The 21,863-nt window shown below is 47.7% G+C and carries 20 protein-coding genes; 13 read left to right on the top strand and 7 right to left on the bottom strand.

The genetic code is table 11. From position 1 onward, the window contains the following. The first annotated feature begins 138 nt into the window (after positions 1-138). Together JUF13_RS04510 and pcp are read left to right on the top strand one after the other, a co-directional pair. Complete coding sequence (locus JUF13_RS04510; RefSeq protein WP_203637973.1) at positions 139-2,358, top strand: alpha-galactosidase; 2,220 nt, start codon at positions 139-141, stop codon at positions 2,356-2,358. A 115-nt stretch (positions 2,359-2,473) separates the two neighbouring features. After that, on the top strand, positions 2,474-3,121 hold the full coding sequence (gene pcp, locus JUF13_RS04505; RefSeq protein WP_203637972.1) for a pyroglutamyl-peptidase I: 648 nt from the start codon (positions 2,474-2,476) through the stop codon (positions 3,119-3,121). A 77-nt stretch (positions 3,122-3,198) separates the two neighbouring features. Here pcp and JUF13_RS04500 read toward each other — a convergent pair whose 3' ends face one another. Further along, entirely contained in the window at positions 3,199-3,822 is a 624-nt protein-coding gene (locus tag JUF13_RS04500; RefSeq protein ID WP_203637971.1) for a DUF4867 family protein, read from the bottom strand. Positions 3,823-4,070: 248 nt separating this feature from the next. Between JUF13_RS04500 and JUF13_RS04495 the strand changes: the two genes are divergently transcribed. The 4 genes from JUF13_RS04495 to JUF13_RS04480 are packed head-to-tail and all read left to right on the top strand — an operon-like array spanning position 4,071 to position 8,874. Continuing rightward, positions 4,071-6,158 carry a DEAD/DEAH box helicase family protein gene (locus tag JUF13_RS04495; RefSeq protein ID WP_203637970.1) on the top strand — a complete coding sequence of 696 codons (2,088 nt, stop codon included), beginning with the start codon at positions 4,071-4,073 and terminating at the stop codon, positions 6,156-6,158. Position 6,159: 1 nt separating this feature from the next. After that, entirely contained in the window at positions 6,160-6,327 is a 168-nt protein-coding gene (locus tag JUF13_RS04490) for a hypothetical protein (protein WP_203637969.1), read from the top strand. After that, complete coding sequence (locus JUF13_RS04485; RefSeq protein ID WP_203637968.1) at positions 6,317-8,362, top strand: AAA family ATPase; 2,046 nt, start codon at positions 6,317-6,319, stop codon at positions 8,360-8,362. The genes JUF13_RS04490 and JUF13_RS04485 overlap by 11 nt, the downstream gene beginning before the upstream one ends. Before the next feature lie 11 nt (positions 8,363-8,373). After that, positions 8,374-8,874, top strand: a complete 501-nt coding sequence (locus JUF13_RS04480) for a hypothetical protein (protein ID WP_203637966.1) — start codon at positions 8,374-8,376, stop codon at positions 8,872-8,874. Between the two features lie 103 nt (positions 8,875-8,977). On the opposite strand, the gene JUF13_RS04475 is transcribed toward JUF13_RS04480, so the two are convergent. From JUF13_RS04475 to JUF13_RS04465, 3 genes are all read right to left on the bottom strand, one after another. Beyond that, entirely contained in the window at positions 8,978-9,925 is a 948-nt protein-coding gene (locus JUF13_RS04475; RefSeq protein WP_203637964.1) for a DNA adenine methylase, read from the bottom strand. After that, positions 9,926-10,636, bottom strand: coding sequence for a DNA-methyltransferase (locus JUF13_RS04470; protein ID WP_203637962.1), 711 nt, complete (start codon positions 10,634-10,636; stop codon positions 9,926-9,928). It lies immediately after the preceding gene. Between the two features lie 283 nt (positions 10,637-10,919). Beyond that, positions 10,920-11,543, bottom strand: coding sequence for a hypothetical protein (locus JUF13_RS04465; RefSeq protein ID WP_203637960.1), 624 nt, complete (start codon positions 11,541-11,543; stop codon positions 10,920-10,922). A 168-nt stretch (positions 11,544-11,711) separates the two neighbouring features. On the opposite strand from JUF13_RS04465, the gene JUF13_RS04460 reads away from it, so the two are divergent. Together JUF13_RS04460 and JUF13_RS04455 are read left to right on the top strand one after the other, a co-directional pair. Further along, complete coding sequence (locus JUF13_RS04460) at positions 11,712-13,109, top strand: type II restriction enzyme (RefSeq protein WP_203637958.1); 1,398 nt, start codon at positions 11,712-11,714, stop codon at positions 13,107-13,109. Positions 13,110-13,187: 78 nt separating this feature from the next. After that, positions 13,188-14,132 carry a 3-hydroxyacyl-CoA dehydrogenase family protein gene (locus JUF13_RS04455; protein ID WP_203637957.1) on the top strand — a complete coding sequence of 315 codons (945 nt, stop codon included), beginning with the start codon at positions 13,188-13,190 and terminating at the stop codon, positions 14,130-14,132. A gap of 49 nt (positions 14,133-14,181) precedes the next feature. Here JUF13_RS04455 and JUF13_RS04450 read toward each other — a convergent pair whose 3' ends face one another. Further along, on the bottom strand, positions 14,182-15,606 hold the full coding sequence (locus JUF13_RS04450; RefSeq protein WP_203637956.1) for an APC family permease: 1,425 nt from the start codon (positions 15,604-15,606) through the stop codon (positions 14,182-14,184). 276 nt (positions 15,607-15,882) lie between these two features. Here JUF13_RS04450 and JUF13_RS04445 point away from each other — a divergent pair, with 276 nt between their 5' ends. From JUF13_RS04445 to JUF13_RS04425, 5 genes are all read left to right on the top strand, one after another. Next, on the top strand, positions 15,883-16,332 hold the full coding sequence (locus JUF13_RS04445; RefSeq protein ID WP_203637955.1) for a hypothetical protein: 450 nt from the start codon (positions 15,883-15,885) through the stop codon (positions 16,330-16,332). A gap of 87 nt (positions 16,333-16,419) precedes the next feature. Next, complete coding sequence (locus tag JUF13_RS04440; RefSeq protein WP_225893663.1) at positions 16,420-17,820, top strand: subtype B tannase; 1,401 nt, start codon at positions 16,420-16,422, stop codon at positions 17,818-17,820. A 223-nt stretch (positions 17,821-18,043) separates the two neighbouring features. Then, positions 18,044-18,367 carry a thioredoxin family protein gene (locus tag JUF13_RS04435; RefSeq protein ID WP_203637954.1) on the top strand — a complete coding sequence of 108 codons (324 nt, stop codon included), beginning with the start codon at positions 18,044-18,046 and terminating at the stop codon, positions 18,365-18,367. Beyond that, complete coding sequence (locus JUF13_RS04430; RefSeq protein ID WP_203637953.1) at positions 18,368-19,708, top strand: dihydrolipoyl dehydrogenase family protein; 1,341 nt, start codon at positions 18,368-18,370, stop codon at positions 19,706-19,708. A gap of 746 nt (positions 19,709-20,454) precedes the next feature. Beyond that, positions 20,455-20,826 carry a hypothetical protein gene (locus tag JUF13_RS04425; protein ID WP_203637952.1) on the top strand — a complete coding sequence of 124 codons (372 nt, stop codon included), beginning with the start codon at positions 20,455-20,457 and terminating at the stop codon, positions 20,824-20,826. Between the two features lie 56 nt (positions 20,827-20,882). On the opposite strand, the gene JUF13_RS04420 is transcribed toward JUF13_RS04425, so the two are convergent. Both JUF13_RS04420 and JUF13_RS04415 read right to left on the bottom strand, forming a co-directional pair. Beyond that, entirely contained in the window at positions 20,883-21,293 is a 411-nt protein-coding gene (locus JUF13_RS04420; RefSeq protein ID WP_125763566.1) for a peptide deformylase, read from the bottom strand. Then, positions 21,286-21,834: a DUF1697 domain-containing protein gene (locus JUF13_RS04415; RefSeq protein WP_203637950.1), complete on the bottom strand. Its 549-nt coding sequence runs from the start codon at positions 21,832-21,834 to the stop codon at positions 21,286-21,288. Before JUF13_RS04415 ends, JUF13_RS04420 begins: the two co-directional genes overlap by 8 nt. Positions 21,835-21,863 lie beyond the last annotated feature (29 nt).

Here is a 21,863-nt window from a genome sequence, read left to right as displayed (position 1 = left end):
CTAGCGGGAACCGGACCGATTTCTGAACGACGGTGGTCATTGTTGGGTCACTCAGGCGTTGTTCGGTTTGGGATGTTAACGCTTACAAAATATGCTACGATATGTACAGAGGTTAAAACAATTGAAGGGAGCACAATTATGTCAATCTTAGTTAACCAGCACCAATTTCACCTGCAAACGGCCCACAGTAGTTATGTTTTTCATGTGATGGAAAATGGGGAGTTGGGTCAACTGTACTACGGCCCACGCATCCACGACCAAGCCGCTTATCCTGAGCTGATGGTCCGCGAGGTTCACGGGGCCGCGCCGGCCTGGCGGTTGGATAAACCAGATTTTCAACCGGAAACGCTGAAGCAGGAATTTGCTAGCCTGGGTAAGGGCGATTATCGGGACCCGGCGTTTCAGATTACCGGACCGGATGGCAGCCGTATCAGTGAATTTCAGTATCAGGATTATGAAATTATTGATGGTAAGCAGCGACTAGTTGATTTGCCAGCGACCTTTGATGATTCGGAAGACGGCGCCCAAACGTTGCTGGTGACCCTGAAGGATGCGGTCAATGGCGTCACGCTGACGCTGAGCTACGCCGTATTCCCCAACCAAGACGTGATTGTGCGGAGTGCTAAATTCGACAATCAGGGCGAGCAGACGGTGATGCTGGACCGCGCCCTGAGCCTGCAGCTGGACCTACCGGATGCCAAGTACGACTTGCTCCAGTTCTCTGGGAGCTGGGCCCGGGAGCGCCATCTGGTGCGGTCGCCGTTACATAGCGGCACCCAGAGCATTGGTAGCCTGCGGGGCGCATCCAGTCCGCAACAGAACCCCTTCATCGCCTTGGCACGACCCGAAACGACCGAAGATCAGGGGTCAGCGATTGGCCTGAACCTGGTCTACTCCGGGAACTTCTTGGATCAAATTGAGGTGGATTCCTACGGGGCCGCTCGGGTTTTGACCGGTATCAACCCGACGGAATTTGGCTGGCATCTGACGGCGGGAAGCAGTTTCCAAACGCCGGAAGCCATCCTGAGTTACACGTCGGCCGGCCTGAATCAACTGAGCCAGCAGATGGGGACCTTCTACCAGCATCACCTGGTCAATCCGCGGTTTGCGCAAGAACCCCGTCCCGTGTTGATCAATAACTGGGAAGGCACCTACTTTAACTTCGATGAAGCTAAGCTGACGGCGATTGCCAGCGATGCTAAGGCATTGGGAATTGAAATGTTTGTTCTCGATGACGGTTGGTTCGGCCACCGGGACGACGACACCACGTCGTTAGGGGACTGGGACGTTTACGCCGCCAAGTTGCCGAACGGCATTGCCCACCTGGCCGAACAGATCCATGGCATGGACCTCAAGTTTGGCTTATGGTTCGAACCGGAAATGATTTCGGTCGATAGTGACCTGTACCGGGCTCATCCCGAATGGCTGGTCGTGGCGCCGCACCGGGAAAAGACGCCGGGACGGAACCAATTTGTGCTCGACATGGCCAACCCGGACGTGGTCGATTACTTGTATGGCAAAATTAGTAAATTGATTGTGGAGGCCCATTTGGATTACATCAAGTGGGATATGAACCGGAACATCACGGAAGCCTACAGCGCCACGCTGACGGCCTACCAGCAACTGGAATTCACGCACCGCTACATGCTGGGCGTTTACCGGCTGTACGCGCGGTTGACCACGGACTATCCAGAAGTCCTGTTCGAATCTTGTGCCTCCGGTGGTGGCCGGTTCGACCTGGGCATGATGGCCTACGCGCCCCAAGCCTGGACCAGCGACGATACCGATGCCATCGAGCGACTGCGGATTCAGTACGGCACCTCATACGGGTACCCGCAAGCGATGATGGGCGCGCACGTCTCGGCCGTACCAAACGACCAGACTGGGCGAATCACCTCGATTGAAACGCGGGCGGCCGTGGCCTACTTTGGCGACCTGGGGTACGAGCTGGACGTGACAAAATGTTCGCCAGCGGAGAAGGCGGCCATTAAGGAACAGGTGGCGTTCTACAAGCAACACCGCGAGTTGTTCCAGCAAGGCACGTTCTACCGGATCGACAATCCCTTTACCGGGGATGGCAACGTGGGCAGCTGGGCGGTCGTCAGTTCCGACGGCCAACACGCCATTGCGGCGCGCTACCAAATTTTAAACCGGCCGAACCCAGCCTATAACCGCCTGTACCTGCGGGGACTGGTGCCCGACCAACAGTATCGGGTGGCTGGTGACCAGCACGTATACTACGGCGATGAGCTGATGCACGCTGGGCTGTTCATTCCGCATCTTTTGGCTTCAACCGAGGGTGTCGAGGAGTCGGCGGACTTTAGCTCACGGTTGTTTGTGATTGACGCTGTGAAATAAGACAATTAAAACTCAGGTAGCCGGACATTGTGTCGGTTGCCTGAGTTTTTTACACAATTTTGGCTGAACTGGCGTATAATTCTCATCAAATACTCATAATAAGGAGGCCAACTAGATGAAAATTTTAGTCACAGGATTTGATCCATTTGGCGGCGAGCCCATGAATCCAGCGATTGCTGCGGTCAAGCAGCTACCGGATGAGATTGCGGGCGCGGCAATCGTGAAGCTGGAGATTCCCACGGTGTTTGGCAAATGCGCGACGGTGGTGCGGCAGGCCATTTTGACGGAACAACCAGATGTCGTGTTAAATATTGGCCAGGCCGGTGGGCGCGCGGCCTTGACGCCGGAGCGGGTCGCCATCAATCTGGATGACGGGCGGATTCCGGACAATGCTGGACAACAGCCGATTGATCAGCCAATTCAGGCGGCCGGGGCCGCGGCGTACTTCACCCAACTGCCGGTCAAGGCGATGGCCCGGGCCATTCGGGCGGCGGGGCTGCCGAGTAGCGTGTCGACCACGGCGGGGACCTACGTCTGCAACCACATCATGTACCAGGTCCAGTACCTGCGCGCCACGGAATTTCCGCAGTTGCGGGCGGGTTTCATGCACATTCCGTTTCTCCCCAGTCAAGTGACGACTAGGCCAGGCCAACCGTCGTTGTCCTTGGCGGATGACGTTCGGGGGATTACCGCGGCCATCACGGCCATCGTGGAACGCGACGGGCAGGGCGATGTGGCGACGATTGAAGGAACGTTGAATTAGAATTTTGATAAATGGAGATAGAAAAAATCGTGGACTGGGATGCATTCAGTTCACGATTTTTTATTGAGAAATTTGGATTAAACGCGTCGATTCTCGCCGACGAGACCCACGAAGGCGCCATCCATGGACGCGTCCGGGTGGGCAATCAGCCACGTGTTGGTCTTGAAGAGAAGCCGATTCAGGGGGTCGTCATGGTTGACGGAAAATTCCAGGTCGCGGTTGGTGCCGGCTGGTAACATAACCAGCCAACGGAAGCCATCCTGGCCGGGCGCCTCACAGGGCACACCGTGCAGGGTGGTGGCGTAGATCTCGATGGCCGTGCCTTTAGGAATCAGGAAGGCTGCCAGCTGGTCGGTGTCGTAGGTCAGGTCGTCATGAATGTCCTGGCGTTTGCCCAACAGCAGGACCAGGTCGGTGGCGGCGAGATTAATTTCAGAACTGCTGTGGAATTCGAGACCGTTCAGAAGGTGATTGTGCCCGATGCAGTAGCCGGTCTCGGTCGGCAGGCCACCGAAGAAGGTTTGCTCTAACCGGTGGGCCGCTTTGGTATCGGCGAGGGAGGTCTTGTTGGCCACGGCCTTCATCTTTTCAGCAGGATAGGGAACGGCAGCGAGGTTGGTGAGCAGTTCATCCAGGTCACCAGCGTGAACGATTCGGCCGTATGGGCGAAAGCGCTCATCGGTGACATCAAAGATTTGCATCAGAATCATCCTTCCCAATTTAAGTTGCGCTCAGTATGGTCGCTAATCGTGAATTTTTTTAGACTTTGAGGTAAACAATTTAGTAAGGCGCGGATAACTAGGTAGGGTTGGTTTTTAAGTGTATTTCCTAGTACGTAATGCTAATTCTGAGAGAACATAAAAAAGATAGGTATCCTTTGAAGCGAAGGCGTGTAGTATAATTGGAGTCAGCAATTATGAAATTGATAACTAGTTAAGAGGAAAATCAAATGGCAAGCTTTATTGATGAAATGAATGGTATTGGGGTGAGGTATACAAGTCCTGAACAGGATATTATTAGTGAATTTTACGATCCTATACTGGCGGTTGCTAAAAGGTATGATCGTGCCTCAGGTTACTTTACCTCATCGATTTTGGTGGAATATATTATGGGATTAGAAAGTTTTATTCAGCATGGTGGAAAAATGCGACTGGTCATTTCCCCATGGGTATCTATGGAGGATGGTCGTGCCCTAATTCAAGCTACAAATCCTACAAAAATAATTAAACAATCTATAACAGAGCTGTTCAGTGTATTCAAAAAATCCGATGAAAAGACGAGTACTTCAGCCGAATTATTGTATAAATTAATTGCAGATGACTATCTTGAAGTAAGAGTTATTGAGCCTACAAGTGATATTGGACTCTTTCACGACAAGTTTGGCATATTTTATGATGCTGGTGATAATAGTATTGGATTTGAAGGATCAAATAATGAAACATCTTCAGCAGTATCTCTAAACTACGAATCATTTATGGTAATGAAGTCCTGGGATGGTGGGCAAAAGGCTTTTACTGATGATCTTGAGCAAAATTTTACTAAACTTTGGCAAGGAGAAATAAAGAAGTATGATACATTGGATTTACAAGAGTGTGTTGACCAAGAAGTTTTTAAATCATTAGAATCCAATAGTACATATGATGATCTATATAGAAAATTAAAAGGAGAGAGGAATGTAGAACGTTGTCATGAGAGTGAACAAGGGTTAAATTTCACCCCCAGAGATTACCAATTAGAGGCGGCCCAAAAATGGATTGAAAGCAAGAAGGGAATAATTTCTTTTGCAACTGGGACAGGAAAAACTAAAACTGCAATTTTGTGTATGCAGAAATACTTGAACATTGAAAAAAGAGGCATTTTTGTTTTAGTTGTTCCTGACAAATCATTGGTCAATCAGTGGGAACAGGAACTCGAAAGTCTTAAATTTAAGACTGTAAAATGTTTCTCAGAAAACCCAATGTGGCATGTAAAATTGAAAGACATGCGGCAACTATGGCAAGAAGAGCACATTGATAGTTTTGTAATCATAGCAACCATTGCCTCATTTAAGTCTGACAAGATGAAAGCGCAGTTGAAGAGACTGAAGGACTCATACGTTTTTATAGCCGATGAGTGCCATCGATTAGCCACAGATGCGATATTAGGTGTTTTACCAAGCGTTGAGTGGCGGTTGGGTTTGTCAGCTACCCCAGAGGTATACATGTCAGAGGAGCTAACTCAGAAATTAATGAGTTATTTTAATGGCGTAATTGCGTCGTATTCATTGAAGAAAGCTATTGATAATGGATTTTTGGTACCATACGAGTATCATCCTATCGAAGTTACTTTAACCGAGAGTGAATTGAGCGAGTATCGTGAGATTTCACATAAACTTGTAAAAATGATGGGCAATGATGACGAAGTGAAAATGAAGAACTTGTCGCAGGCGGCGCAAATGCAATTATTCAAGCGGGCCCGAGTTATTTATGGTGCGAGTGATAAGCTGGTCAAATTAAAGGCACTCCTTAAAAGTATAGGTCCTTTGAAATATACACTTGTTTACTGTGGTGCAACCAAAGTAAGTAGTACAGTTGAAGCAAATCAAGATGATGATCTCAGGCAGCTCAATGCTGTAAATTTAATGTTAAGTAAAAATAATATTGTGGCTGCTCAATATACGCAAAGTGAAGATGGAGATGAAAGAAAACAGCGAATCGAGCAATTTAGAAAGGGTAATGTGGCAACATTGGTTGCAATTAAATGTTTAGATGAGGGTGTAGATATCCCTGAGATAAGGACAGGGATTGTGTTAGCTAGTTCGGGAAATCCGCGGGAATGTATCCAGCGTAGAGGAAGATTATTAAGAACATCTCCAGGAAAGACCAAAGCGATATTGTACGACATGGTGGCTTTATCAAATGAGGATGGTTATGACTCGATTAATCATCTGGAGTTGAAACGTGTGTATCAGTATGCCAAAGATGCAATAAATTATGATGCGTTGTCTAAAGAATATGGTGAATGGTTTGAAAAATATGGTATCGGAGAGGAAGATTAGATTGGAAAAAGCTGAAGATGAGGATTTGAAAGAACAAGGAAAAAGAGGAAAAATAAGGGAGCTGTTGTTAAAGAAAGTTAATGAACAGTTATATAGTGAACAAAGAATAATTGATGCTCAGGTAATTTCCGAAATTGTGCATGAGGTGGCTAGGGAATATGATATTTAATAAAATAGTTATTCAAAATTTCCGTCAATATTATGGGAAGATTACATTGAATTTTGACCGTACTGATGGAAAAATAACACTTGTGATTGCTGAGAATGGTGTTGGAAAGACGACTTTACTCCAAGCATTCAGATTTTGCTTTTTTGGACAAAGTGCTAATGTGCTTAAACTACCAGCTCCGGAAAAATTGTTAAACCGAACTATCAGCTCAGAACTTACAGAAGGAGGATCTGCAACAGTTTCTGTAACTGTTTACTTTTCTGAAGGAAATAAAAAATATTATGCCACTAGGGAAATTGGTTTTATTAAACGTAAAGGGAAGGTTGGAGCAAAGAATAAAGAAAGCAATTTCGAATTGTGGGAGGATGGAGGAGCGACTGCTTATCATGAAATCGATAAGTCGCAGGCTCGTGTTAGAATACAGGAAATGATGCCATTAGGATTGGCACATATCTATATGTTTGATGGAGAGCGAGTAGAACAGCCAATAAATTCAAAAGAATTTCAAAATTCATTAAAAGAATCAATTACTGGCGTCGTTGGTTTAAATCGTTTGGAACGGGCACAGAAACTTTTAGGGGATAGCGAACATAAAAGTTCTATAATTGGGAAAATAAAAGCTAAGGAAAGACCAGCTTCAGAGGAGAGTAAGTATTATCTAGAACGCGAAAATGAGTTAAATGATTTAATTTCGGAGGACGAAAAGCAAAAGTCTGAGCACGAAAAATATATTGAACAGCTGTCGACTGATATTGAAGATAAAAGGAAGACGCAACGTAAAGCTAATGAGATTAAAGCGCTCATAAAAGATTTGGATTCTGTTGCGGGAAATATTGAGATACAGAACCAGAAGGTGAAAAATAGTCTGTCGAAGGAAAGCAAGGTAGCAAAAAAACTATATTATGAGATTGAGTTAGCTAAACATTTTCAATCATTTGTGGAGTTTAGAGATCGCGGAAAGGAATCAAAGGAAAAAAGTGTTTTCTTCGACGGCTTATACGAACGCGTCATAAAAGAAATATTTGAGCGGAAGATTTGTATTTGTGGTCGGCCGGTTGAAGATGGTTCTGAAATACATCGGCATCTTCAAGATTTGGTGGTTTTACCGAATGATAATTCCTTTCATGTATCAAATATACATACTTTATTAAGAAGAGCTAAGGAGGATGGAACTCAAAAATTTGATTTATTTGAGAGCTTTATCGAGAAAAGAATTGGATATCTTAATGAAATTAAAAGATTAGAAATTAAGCAAGAAGACATTGGAAAAAGTGTTGAAGAAAAGGAGAAGAAAAATAATAGAAAGAGTTTGCAAACGAATATAAATGTGTTGGAAAAAACTCTTGGAAACTATAAGGTAAAAGTAGAGCGCTATCGAACTGAAATTGAGAATTCAAGACAGGAAATTAGCAAAAATCGTAAAATTATGTTAAAGATGCAGAAGGATATGGACTATAATCAACGTGTTTTCAGTGCAGAAAGAGGTCTTCAAAATCTTCGGGATGAAGTGCAAGCTGAGTTCGCTACAAAGGAAAGCATTGCAATAAAATCCATCCAGGATAATTTGAAAACAGTTGTGGGAAATGTAATGGGTCCTGAGTATAAGGTGACTTTAACGTCGGAGTATAAATTGAGCCTATATCGCAAACAAACGATTGGTGAGGTAAATCAATGGACTGAAATAACCGATGTTCCTTCAACCGGTCAAACAGTGTTAGTTTATTTGTCATTTTTAAGTTCGCTGTTACAGACTATTCAAGAACATTCGGAATTTGATGGTGTTCAAAACGGAATAATTATGGATGCAGCCTTGTCGAACGTGGATGAACATTATATCGATCTGAGTAGTAAGGAAATATTAACAAAGTTCGATCAGTTAATTTTTTTGTCATTTAAACGTCAATTACGCAAGGAACTTTTTGATAATATTTCGAATGATGTTGGTCGTGCCTATCAGCTAAGTGTTGATGACAATGATAGAATCCAAGTTGATAGTATTAACTTGGCAGATCTTCGCGAATTTATTAATAGTTAGGAGACAATATTTTGGAAGATATGAAAAGCGCAGATATTACGATTAAGTATCATGCACAAGAGTACAATGAAGTTTATACTTTCTTTAGTGCAGAGGATGATTTAAGTATCGTCAAGATTCAAACAATGCTGGCATTACGCGGTCTTGAGCAGAAAAATAGAATTCCTTTGGTCACCGATGATGGAAGTGGAATTAGTCGGACGCTGTCACGAGTTTCTTATAATAAATGGGGTCCGGACTATGATGACGCCTTTGGTCTACTCACAATACTTGATAATCTAGATAAGCCATATGATCAAGTGTTGAATCATATGGCCTTTGCTAATAATAAGAATGGTGAAAAATATGCAACACTACCGAACGTGTCAACTTTCTATGAGTATATGTTAGGCGGAATTGAAAGTTGTTATCAAGATATAGCTAAGTATGGCATTCATGATAAAAGGCAAATATTGGATAGCATGAATGAGTACTTCCAGGATAATGAGGACTTCATAGCTCAGATGAGATAAGTGAGATTGTGATGCTCTGTAGGTAATAAATGAGTTCACTAAAAGATGCCATTGTCATATCGACAGTGGCATCTTTTAGTGAACTCATTGGTATACCCAGTAATTAGTTGATTATTAATAACTCAGAAACGTTCCCACGTCCCTTTGAGCGAGCTGAAATCATTCTAGCGGCTTGAATGCGCTGAATATCAAAATCAGCATATAGATCATCAAAGAAGTTATCGTTTGGATCACTTTGATGCGGATCGGAATTGCTTAAAGCAAAGTGTGCGCCTGATTGCGTAATCTCTTTAGTAAAGGTAGCCAACTCTATTTGAGAATCGTCATTAAAGCTTGATTTTGCATAACTAGTAAAGCTGGCGGAATCACTAAGTGGCCTATAAGGGGGATCAAAGTAAAAGAAGGTTTTAGGACCAGCAAAACGTTGCGTGTCACGGTAGTCTCCAAGTAGAATTTCAGTATTTTGTAGGAGGTTTGAGAACTTGGATAGATTATCAACATCAAAAAGATTGAGCTGTTTTCGATGACCAAAAGGAACGTTGAAAGTGCCCTTTGAATTGACCCGATAAAGACCATTAAAATCAGCTTTATTGAGAAAAATAAAACGGATTGCTTGTTCGATATTTTGCTCGGAACCGAGCTCACTAGAACTATCTTGGGCTAAAAGAAGTGAGTGATTAAAGTCTTCTCGAATTTGGTAGAAGTAGGCTTTCTTCTCGGCTAAGTCATGCTCTTCGGATAAGATATTGTACGCATCTTGAATCTGGTCTAAGCCATTTATTAATGGCTGAAGATTGTCTCGCACTTGAATATATAAGTTAATTAGTTCTGGATTAATGTCCATAATGACTTGCTTCTTAAATCGATACTTAGTTGCTAGGTAGAGAAAAAGTGAGGCGCCACCAGCAAAGGGCTCTACGTAGGTGTCAATGTCAGCTAAATTAAATTTTTGACTGACCATCTCCTCGATTAGGGGCGCTAATCTTTTCTTACCACCGGCCCATTTGATGATGGGAGATATCTCGGTTAACTCTGAGTTTGTTGCACACATTTAAAATAGGGCTCCTTCTTCATTGTGGATACGTCGCTTAGCGATCTCTAGGTATTCCGGTAACAAATCAATTCCGATACAGTGTCGATTAAGTAATTGGCAGGCAACAGCTGTGGTTCCGCTACCGACAAATGGATCAAGTACTAGCATTTCTTCGGTAGTTGAGGCTTCAATTATTCTGGTGATAATTGCAAGTGGTTTTTGCGTTGGGTGGCGTCCAAATTTGCGCTCTGATTGTTTAATAACAGGTGTTGACCATACATCTTTCATCTGTTTGCCGTGATTGTACTCACGCATCAAGTCATAATTGTAATAGTGCTTCTGCTTAGCAAACTTTCTGGCCCAGATGATTGTCTCAGTAGAATGGGTAAACATTCGACAGCTAAGGTTCGGTGGCGGATTTAATTTCTGCCAAGTGATATTGTTCAGAATACGATAATCATGTTGCTTCATCAAGTAACCAACCTCATAGATGTTGTGTAAACTACCAAATACCCAGATGGTACCATGAGGCTTTAGGATACGCCTAGATTCCTTCAAGAACAAATCGTTAAAAATTTCAGAGGTTGCATATTTGTCATTAACTTGATCCCAAGCACCCTTATCTACGCTAACTTTCTTTCCCCCACGATTTGAAAATCCACCATTGGAAAGAAAGTATGGTGGATCGGCAACAATGACATCAATGCTATTATCTGCCATTTTTTGCATGAGTTGAAGCGAATCACCTTGGTATAAGCGAATTAGGCTATTTTGATAGAATGGTTGTCTCACGAGCCACCTCAGAATATTTATTTTAGATATTAAGAATAAGTATAAGGTGTCGAGTGAATGGTGTCGTGAGAACGTATGTTTGAATTTTATTTTACCAAAAAAAGCATGACTTTGAAAGACATGCTTTTTGGCACTAATTTGAGTAAGAGATATGTTTATATACATTGCCGGTATAATTTGAATAACTGGTGGTCTAGAGCTTAGCATGTTTAAATATGGTTTATAGGCCAAACCACCAATAATCGTAGTTATCGAAAAATATTTTGATACCATCGCTTCGTAAACTATCAAAGTAGTCTTGATATCTTTGCTCATTTGAAATGTTGACGTTTGCCTTTTTTGCCCCGTGTAACCACCAGGAAGAATTGAAGAGCGCTGAAAATTCAACGCTTGGTTTAGGTTCGCCATTTTTTATATAATTATTGAGCATACTTTGATAGATTCTACGTTTGTTTACAAAGCCTAAAACTTTTTCATCAGCTGACCCTGTGTGTGATTGCCATTTCTTCTCGACTATGAAAACAGTGTTTCTTTCTTCGTTGAAGAAGGCTTCATCCGGTTCCCAGTTTTTATGATCTTTATTTTCAATTCCATAAGTTTCAGACAAGACATTGTAAAATTGTTTCTTTTTTGAAATGATGCCAATTCGTTTTGTGCCATTGATTCGGTAAAGATCAAAGCTTAGTAATTTGGATTTATTTTTATTATTATTTTTAAAGATGTGGGGCTTTAAGAAATATTTATTGCTAAGTTCCTTGTTAATTCGGAAGGCAAGGTCAGTTTGCTTTTCAAATTTCAAACCTGTCTGATTGGTGTGTGCACCACCTGTTCCTCCAGTTTTCATAATCTTCCATCTCCTTATCTTCAGTATAGTATACACTTACCATATAAAACCCAACAATTAGTTTCCGTTGTAATTTAGTATGTATGTGTTACGAAATAACTATCTCACTGTGATTTTTGGATTATACTGTATAGAAAGTTAAAGATCTGAAGATGAAAGGGAGTTTATATGGCACGTGGAACGAATAAAGCAAATAAAAATGATGTGTGGCAAAGGATATTCGATACGATTGGTAATGAAATTACAGAGTCCGTTGATGAAAAAGGGTATTTTGATATCACTGCTCCAGAACTAAAGGATTTTAGTAACCAGATAAATGGTCCAGATGTCCGTAACCTGGCTAAGTTTGACCGTTCTTACAGCTTACCAACACCGTTTAAAGCAGGTGTACAGGATATTAAACATTACATCAACATTATGCCGTTAGGGTATGTTGATGGGATTTATACGTATCGCTTGGGAAGATTCAATGCTTATGCCAATTTGGCGATTGATGAGACTAAACAGCCAGAGCTGATTCGCTTTCCAGATATTCAGACCATTTCGCCGGATACCATTCCATCAGAGAATACCTATATTGACGCGGCCTTCTCCAGCGGAATGCTAAACAAGGCATTGGATGATGGTGGTAGCCAGTTCTTGCCCGTACTGCATGGACGGATGGGGTCTGGTCCGATGGAGTTTAATATTGGGGTTGATCGGCCACAGAAATTAACTGTGAACGGTGCGCAAATTGAGATTGACGCAACCTTTGAGAACAATCAGTCAATTGTTATTATTGAAGCCAAAGCTGTACCAGAAGCCGATTTCTTAGTTCGCCAGCTCTACTATCCTTATTATGTGATTCATCACCGAGGAGTCACAAAGCCTGTACGTCCGGCGTTCTTATCCTTACTTGGTGGAAATTACTACTTTAATGAGTACGAGTTTACCGATCCCCATAACTACTCGACCATTCAGATGGTTAGGCAGAGGTCGTTTAGATTCTTGGATAATTCACCAATTACTGAGAAAAAAGTTGTTGATATTTATAAGACCAGCAAAGTTGTTACTGAACCTGTTGAAATTGTCTTCCCACAAGCCAATTCGTACATTAAGTTGGTCAAGACGCTCAGTCTACTAAATGATGCTTATCACGATGATGATATTGATAGTCAAGGCTTACACAAACAAGATATTGCTAGTGTCTTTGGCTACGCAGAACGCCAAGGAGACTACTACGGTAATTTAGTTTGGTATTTGGGGCTATGTACAAAGGTGAAAAACACTTATGTCATTAATCATAGTGGGCGGAAGTTATTACGGGAACTAGATACGAATGAAGGGAAACTGTCGTTGATTGGGCTGCTATTGCAACATCAGCCTTTCCGGATTATCTTCAAGTTTTTCCTCGATAATCCTAAGAAAAGAACGGTTGCACTCTCGTTAGACGACAAGCTTGAATTGGCAAACAAAGTCAAACCGTATTTAAACACCGATTACAATGAGTCGACGATGAAGCGCAGAATTGAGAGTACCGCTGCGTTAGTTCATTCCGTTATTTTTGATGCAATTGACGATGAGTAGTCCAATCCATGCTAAACTAAACCCAGAGAGCAGAAAGAGAACGCAAACCAACTAACAACTTATTTGGAGGCGTTTCAAATGAATCTAGAAGATATCAAGATCATTACTAACATCGGCGCGGGGACCATGGGGCACGCCACGGCGCTACAATTTGCCATGAAGGGGTATCCCGTTCGCTTGCTGGACACCAGTGATACCGCGCTTGAACAGGGATTGACCGCCATCAAGCATGACCTTGCCACCTTCCGTGAGGCCGGTCTACTACACGAAGACGACGCGACCATCCTGGACCGCATCACGCCCACGACAGACTACGCCGCTGCCCTGGCCGACACCGATTTCGTAATTGAATCCATCATCGAGGACCTCGACGTCAAGAAGCAGGTCTGGCAACGCGTTGAGTCCCTGGTCAGCGAGGGGACCATTCTGGCGACCAACACGTCTGGACTCAGTCCGACCGCCATTCAGTCGGTCCTGCAGCACCCGAACCGCTTTGTCGTGGCCCACTTCTGGAACCCCGCACAGTTGATGCCGTTGGTTGAAGTCGTGCCCGGCAAGCAGACCGACCAAGCTACGGTCGACCTGACGGCGGCGCTGATGAACCACATTGACAAGCACGCCGTTAGCCTGAAGCGCGAGTCACTAGGCTTTGTCGGCAACCGCATCCAGCTGGCCGTCATGCGGGAAGCCCTGCACATCATCGACGCCGGCATCGCCTCACCCGCGGCCGTCGATGATATTATCAAGTACAGCCTGGGCCGTCGCTGGAGCCTAGTCGGGCCCGTTGCCAGCGCCGACCTGGGTGGCCTAGATATCTTCGACAACATCAGCAAGTACCTCTACGCTGACCTCGGCGCGACGCAGGGCGAAGACCCCGCGTTGGCGAAAAAGGTGGCCGACCATGACCTCGGTCTCAAGACCGGCCACGGGTTCTTTGACTGGGACGGGGATGCCGGCGCTGAAATTGTGGCGCAGCGGGATCGCGATTTGCTAAAGCTATTGAAACAGGATCAGGACAAGTAAATTGAACGTGAAGACGGTCACCCCATAGCGAGGTGGCCGTCTTTTTTGGCTATTTTTTCAAATCCTTCAAACGTTGAAATTCTTTTTCGCCCAACAGATGGTGGAGCGCCTGATCCTTGGGCTGGTGTTCCTTGCGGCCGAGCGCGTAGAACAGTAGGCCCAGGCCAATCCAGACCGCCAGCATGATGTATTCTGTCGGCCAGGCCAGCGCGACTGGTGATTTGGGATAGAGGGTCGCTACCGCAATCGTGACCGCCAACAGGCCACCCAGCAGGCTGGGCCATAGGCGTTTCAGCCGGAAACCACCATTGATCGTCGGGTAAGTCCGGCGAATCCGCCAGAGGGCGACCGCCGTGATTGCCCAGGCCATGGCCACGAAGAAGCCACCGAGGTCTAGGAAGTAGGTCATCGCGCCCTTACCCAGCCAGCCGAAGCCGACCGCAAAGACCAGAACCAACACCGTCGCGTTGACCGGCGTATTGTGTTTTTCATTAATTTCGGCAAACTTGGGTGGCAACAGGCCTGCTCGCGCCAACGACAAAATCAACCGAGGTGCCGCCGTGAACAGGCCGATGAAACTGGTCAGCAGGCCCAGAAAGGCAATCAGGTAGGCCGCCGTTCCCAACAGCGGGAAGCCTGCTTCGGTAAATGCCGTGATGGAGCCCATGCTGAAGGTCGCCGTCTTTTGCCACGGGTAGACCCACGCGCTGGCCAGCAACACGATGATGTAGTAGCTGGCCGCTAGCAGGATGGCGCCGACCACGGCCTTCCCAATTTTCCGCGGCGGCATTGCCGCTTCCTCAGCCAGAATGGTCACGACCTCCCACCCGGTCAAAAAGGTCATGGCTGGCAGGACGAACCGCACCACGTTGGCCAGCGGATCACTCCCAGTAGCGAAGGCCGGCCAGAAGTTTTTCGGACTCCCTTGCGTAAAGCCGGTGACGACCAGCGCGCCACCCAAAATCACCAGGCCAATGAACAGGACCGCCTGGACGCCCGCTGTCAGCTTGGTGCCGCGGATATTTAACGCGAAAATGAAGAGGGTGAACGCCACCCCAATCGCCAGTTCCATCAACGAAACGTGGGCCCCGGCAATCGTGTAGCCCGGTCCCGTCGAAATTTTCGGCACCAGCGTCGCCAGTAACATGCTCGACGCCGTCACGTAGAAGGAGAGCGCGCTCAAATAGGCGCCCAGAATTGCCCAACCGGTCGCGAACCCCCAGCGTTTGCCAAAGGCCAGGTAGCTGTACACCACGGGTCCGCCACTCCGCGGAAAGATGGAGGAGAGCTCCGCAAAGGACAGTGAGGCCAGCACGGTGATGAACGTGGCCAGCATGAAGCCGAAGATTTCGCCCCCGGCGCCGTACTTATCGAAGAAAATCCCATTGGTATAGATCCAGCTACTGCCGATGACGCTGGACGCACCCAAAATCAGGAGGCGGGGAAACGAAATGTGACGGGACAAATTCTGCATAGTTATCGCTCGCTTTCATTGAACTAAATAATGGTTTCGGGTCGTATGTACTTGTGAAATTCCTTTAGTCATTCTACCTGATGATAGCGCTTACAACAACGGATATGGCTCGCTAATTTCACAAATAGGTTGCGGGGAGGTGCAAGCGTTGCGGGATTACAGCGCCAACGGCTGGTGAACGTCGCTGGGTTGGTAAAGGGTGCGACCAAACTATCTTTAATTCAAAAAAACATTTGGCGATTAATTACGGAGTTAACCTAAAAGGGGGCGACAGCCATGAAGGCACGGCCGAGTCAGCGCCAGAAGTTGGCAGAGTTAGGGAACATGGAGCGACACCCATTCAAGGGGATTTTTGAGCGGTACGGCATCAAGTCGGGGTACAAGGGGGAGGAGCCGACAATTTTACTGCGGCAGGTGCGGTTGATTCCGACCGAGCAATTATTGACGGACCATCTCTGGTTCAACCTGACCAAGGGCTTCCAACGCTTGGGTCAGCTCGAACGGGGCGATGTAATCCACTTTAATGGTCGAGTGAACAGTTATGTCAAAGGCTATCGGGGCCATCAGCTGAATCTGTTCAGCGAGCTCTCCCTGGACTATCAACTCAGCTGGCCGACCAAGGTGTGTCGCCCCGAAGATAGTCCCGCGCGGCCGCCGTTGCCCACGGAGCGGTGGCAACTCATCACCTTGATTCAAACGCAAAATCAGAATCTGCCGCGTAATTAACCACGTGTTTCGGCAAATGAATTGCGTCCGACCGGCATTTCCACTAAAGTAGAGCCAACGAAGATGACTTGAAATGGAGGAATGAGGATGCCAACAGGTTTGCGATTCGATGAGACTCAGGGCCAATCGGCGACAGCGACGATTGGTGCCGAAAAGGTGGCCTACCGGGCGTTCATGGATATTAATTACGTGAGGATGCCGGTCGACCCGATTCAACAGCTGAACGTGTTTGTGCCGGAGGCCTACTTCCATGGTGGCACGGTCAACGGCTATCAGCGGGTGACGGCGCCAATTTTTATGCCAAATACCGTGGGGGGCTATTTACCCGGGCCGCGTGATTTTCCGGGGAATCCGGATGCCTTTAGCCGCGGTGACACGATTGTGCAGGCCTTACAACGGGGCTACGTCGTGGTTTCAGCGGGCTTGCGCGGCCGCACGTCGACCGATGGCCAAGGCCAGAATACAGGGAAGGCCCCAGCATTTATTGTGGACATGAAGGCCGCCGTGCGTTACGTGAAATTCAATGCCGGTTGGTTACCGGGCAACCCCGAACGTATCATCACCAACGGCACCAGCGCGGGCGGCGCCACGTCAGCGTTGATGGGCGCTAGTGGCAACGCCGATTTCTTTGAAACACGCCTACAGGAGTTGGGCGCCGCTCCCGCAACCGACGACATCTTTGCCGTCTCGGCCTACTGCCCGATTCACAACCTGGAGCACGCCGATGCCGCCTACGAATGGCAATTTAAGGGGATCAATCAATGGCACCGTCAGAGAGTTCGGGTCGAAGCCGGTCGGAAAATTTGTACGCCGGTTCACGGCCAGCTGACCCCCAACGAGCAACGCCTATCGCCGGAGTTAAGTGCGGCCTTTCCGGCGTATCTGAATCGTTTGGCGTTGACGGATCAGGTGGGAAACCCACTGACATTAGACGCAGCAGGTGAGGGCAGCTTTAAAACGCAAATCATTCACGTGCTGACGGCCTCCGCTCAGCGCGCATTAGATGCCGGGCAAGATGTGACCAAGTATGCCGGCGCCATCGTCAAAGGCCACACGGTCACACGGATCGACTGGCCCCAGTACCTGCGCGCCATTACCCGAATGAAGAGCGTGCCCGCCTTTGACGCGTTGGCGGTGAACAATCCTGAAAATGACCTCTTCGGCAGTCGCTTGACGCCTGCCCGCCACTTCACGGCGTTTGCCCAACAGCACACGACGGTGCCGGCGCAGTTGGCCGATGCCGACCTGGTAGCTGCGGTTAATCCGTTGACCTATCTATTGAAGAAACAGTCGCAGGTCGCCCCGCACTGGCGGATTCGCCACGGCGCCGCTGACCGGGATACCTCGTTTGCCATTCCGATGATTCTGGCGACGAAGCTTCGTAACCGGGGGTATGACGTCGATTTCGCCATGCCGTGGGCCACGCCGCACAGCGGGGATTATGACCTACCCGAGTTGTTTGATTGGATTGATCAGTTGTGTCAGTAAAAAAATAATTCAGCGCCAGCATTCGCGTGCTAGCGCTGTTTTTGCGTTCCGTTTTATAAAAAGTAAGCAAAAAAGCTTGCTAAAATATACCTAAGGGGGTATATTGAGTCTCGTTGTTAATTAACCAACGTTTTAGAAGCCTTGATGATGAAATTAATGATTAGAACGCTGGCTAATTAATAGATGAATGCCTATTGGGGTATATAACCAGGAGGAACTTAATATGATTAAAGAAATCCACGATGATAATTTTGAAAATGAAACCAATACCGGCGTCACCGTTGTCGACTTCCGGGCCGACTGGTGTCCACCTTGTAAGATGATGGACCCAATTTTGAAAAGCTTGTCGACCAGCGAAGAATTTGGTGAACGGGTGACCTTCACGTCGATCAATGTGGACCATGACCAGGAAACTGCCAGTCGATTCAACGTTCAGGGGATTCCAACTTTCCTGATCAAGAAGGATGGCCAGGTGATCAATCGCCTGGTGGGTGCTCGGCCCAAGCCGTTGTTTGCTGCAGAATTGAAGAAAGCGTTAGGTGCTTAGATGACTCAAAAATTTGATTATATTGTTTTAGGTAGTGGCCCAGCTGCGTACGGTCTCGTGACCGCGTTGAAGGAAGCCCACAGTTCTCAGACCGTGCTGATTGTGGATAACGACTTGTTTGGCGGGACCTGCCCCAATTACGGTTGCGAACCCAAGATTTTCCTAGAGGGTGCCGTGCGGTCCGTCCTGATCTCCCAACAGCTTCAGCAACGAGGCATTCAGACGGCGGCTAAAATCGATTGGCCCACACTGATGGCAACGAAGAAGGCTACCTTTGCGCCATACCCAGCGAATGCACAGGCGGCGTTTGATTCGGAAACGGTCTCCACGCGTCAGGGTACGGCCAGCTTTGTCGATGCCCACACCGTGGCAGTCAACGATGAACAATTTACGGCGGATAAAATCGTGATTGCGACTGGGGTAACGGCTAATCAATTACCGATTCCGGGTAAGGAACTCACCCACAACAGCAATGATGTGTTGGACCTGGCCGAGTTGCCGCAGCGCGTCCTCTTCATTGGTGGGGGTTACGTTAGCATGGAATTGGCCACGGTGCTGAGCGCAGCGGGTGCCAGCGTGGAAATCGTTGAGCACGCACCCCATGCTTTAGGCGCGTTCTACCAACCACACGTGAACGTGGTGGTCAAGCAAATGCAGGCGCGGGGGATTAAATTCCACTTTGGCCAATCCGTTAACGCAGTGACGCAGACCGGAACGGACTTTAGCGTAACGACCGCGGAAGGCGACAGCTACTCGGCCGACTACGTGATTGACGCGACCGGGCGTCGTCCGAACATTGCTAAATTAAATCTGGCAGCGGCGGGTGTCGAGACCAATCGGCAGGGCATCATCGTGGATGACCATTTGGCAACCAACGTGGCTGGCATTTACGCAGCCGGCGATGTGGTGGCTAAGTCACCCGTAGTTGCGCCGAAGCTCACGCCGGTTGCCCAGTTCGAGGGTGCCTATTTAACCGCGACTGACGACGAACCCATCCACTACCCGGTCACGGGCACGGGGTCCTTTACCTTTCCACAAGTGGCACAAGTCGGGGTTCCAGTGGCCGAAGCGACCGCAGATAGCCGATACCATTTGAAGAAAATGGGCTTGTCCCCAGACTTTGCCTATGCGGGGACCAATGATCAAGACGCCGAACTGATTGGGGTCTTTGACCACGACCAACGACTAGTGGGCGCGGCCGAGGTCAGTCAAACGGCCACGGACGACATGAACCAGTTGGTGAGCGTCATCGGCTTGGGCTTGACTGCCAAGGATTTCCAGCAGAAGCAGATTCTGATTTTTCCAACGTTAGGTACGAAGTTGAAAGAATTTTTAGCTTAGTTTGATGGAACCTGGAGGGAGACTTCTGGGTTCCTTTTTTGTTGGGAATGAGTGGAAAATACGATTGTTGAAAGAGTCTCTCGAATTCGCAATCCCAAGTCCGGCAGCTTCTGAAACGTGCGTCCGTGGGCAGCTGGTTGCGCTTAACCCCACTAAGCAAACGACCCAGACCCGGGGTCATTCACTTAGTGACGTTAATGCTCGCCAGCTAAGCGCCCGCATTTTCAATCCTGAGTCTGGCGGCTTCCGAAACGTGCTACGCTAGCCAGGTCCCTGCGCTTAGAAAGACCTGCGACTCCTGCCCAACGTTGTCGAACAGAAGCCCCAGGTCTCCCTAATGCTCAAGTGCAGTTGGTCTCCCGCATTTTCAATCCCAAGTCCGACAGCCTCTGAAACGTGCGTCCGTGGGCAGCTGGTTGTGCTTAACCCCACTAAGCAAACGACCCAAGCCCGGGGTCATTCACTTAGTGACGTTAATGCTCACCAGCTAAGCGCCCGCATTTTCAATCCCAAGTCTGGCAGTTTCTGAAACGTGCTACGCTAGCCAGGTCCTTGCGCTTAGAAAGACCTGTGACTCCTGCCCGACGTTGTCGAACAGAAGCCCCAGGTCTCCCTAATGCTCAGAACCTAAACGGCTAGCTCCGCACTCTGTTTGTAATCCCAAACAACCTACCCCCAGCGAATTGGTTTACTTTCCGTTCAAACTCCGTTACAGTCGAGGCAATCACAACGGAAGGGTGACAATCATGCAAAGACTCTACGGCTGTGTCCCCCTGTTAAATGCGGTGGGGAGCTTGATGTTTCTTCTGATTATTTCGCTTCAGCCATCCACCATGAGTAGTTTTGGCGTCGACTTTGACTGGGGCGAGGCCAATGTTGTCATGGTGGCGATGATGCTCCTGATTATTGCGGCGACGGCCTTTGCGAAACAGCGGCAGGCCAAGCGCATTGGTCTGGTAATCAATGCCGTCCTGATTGTTGGCATGACCTTGGCGCTGTGGCACGCTCAGGTGCCGGCACTCATCAGCGATTACCTGTGGCTATGGGCCTTGATTATGATCTTTAACCTGGCCTTGATTGGTTGGGGCTGGCTAAAGTTAACGGCCAAAAAGAAATAACCCAGAGAAATCGTCACTGATTTCTCCGGGTTATTTTTTTACGGTCAATTAGGTTTTTAGATAATAATACCGTTACAATGATCGACTTCGTGTTGAATAATTTGCGCCACGAAACCGGTGAAGGTCTGGTGCTGTTTCTGGTAGGCCTGATTAAGGAAGTCAACTTCAATTGTCTTAAACCGTTTTGTTGGCCGTTCGCCGGTCAGCGAGAGGCACCCCTCACTGGTTTGAAAGGGACCAGCCTGCTTGGTGATGACCGGATTGATCATGGCGACGGGCAGAATGCCCATGTCGACCACGATGATCCGCAGGTTAACGCCAATCATGTTGGCGGCCATCCCCACGCAGTTTTCGCTGTTGGCCTTGAGGGTGTCGAGTAAGTCGGTAACGGTTGCGGCGTCGGCCTTAGTGGCGGGCCGGCTCTTTTGTGCTAAACGGGTTTGGTCGTGAACAACGGGTCTAATCATGGGAAGCCTCCAAAAGTTGTTTGAGTTTCATGGTCGTGTTGTAGTTGCGGGTACTGGTCTGCTGGTAAAGCGGTGTGCCCATAATTTTTGAATAGAAGGAGCGGCTAAAGTGGCGCTTGAGCGTCGACGTCCAGAAAATCACGTTGGGCGTGACCAGCACCTGGTCGTAGTCCGCGGTGACGTGGTCGACCAGCCAGGCGTCATTGGCACTGGCGTAGTCATTTAGCTTGAAAAGCGCGTTGTGCCGAAGCTGGTCGTCAGCGCCCCACCACGCGGGTGCTTGGGCGAGGTCGATGAGAAATTCTGGCTGGGCTAACAGGCGAAACGGTAGGGGAAAGTCAAAATGACTGGTGAGCACGTGCTGGATAGCCATTTCGCAGTCGACTTGCGGCCGGTCGCTAGTGACCAACAGGTTGCCGCTATTGATATATGAGCGCACGTGGGTAAAGCCAGCGGCCGTCAGGTAATCACGCAGGTCCGCCATTGGCACGCGGTGCTTGCCACCAACGTTGATGCCACGCAGGAGGAGTAGGTAGTCCATGGGGTCAGTCCTTTCTAAACGTTAAAGTC

Origin of the sequence: Levilactobacillus wangkuiensis, from assembly GCF_016861605.1 — a bacterium.
Taxonomy (GTDB): Bacteria; Bacillota; Bacilli; order Lactobacillales; family Lactobacillaceae; genus Levilactobacillus; species Levilactobacillus wangkuiensis.
The sequence above is the reverse complement of the archived record's forward strand: the minus strand, read 5'-3'. Positions and strand labels throughout refer to the sequence as shown.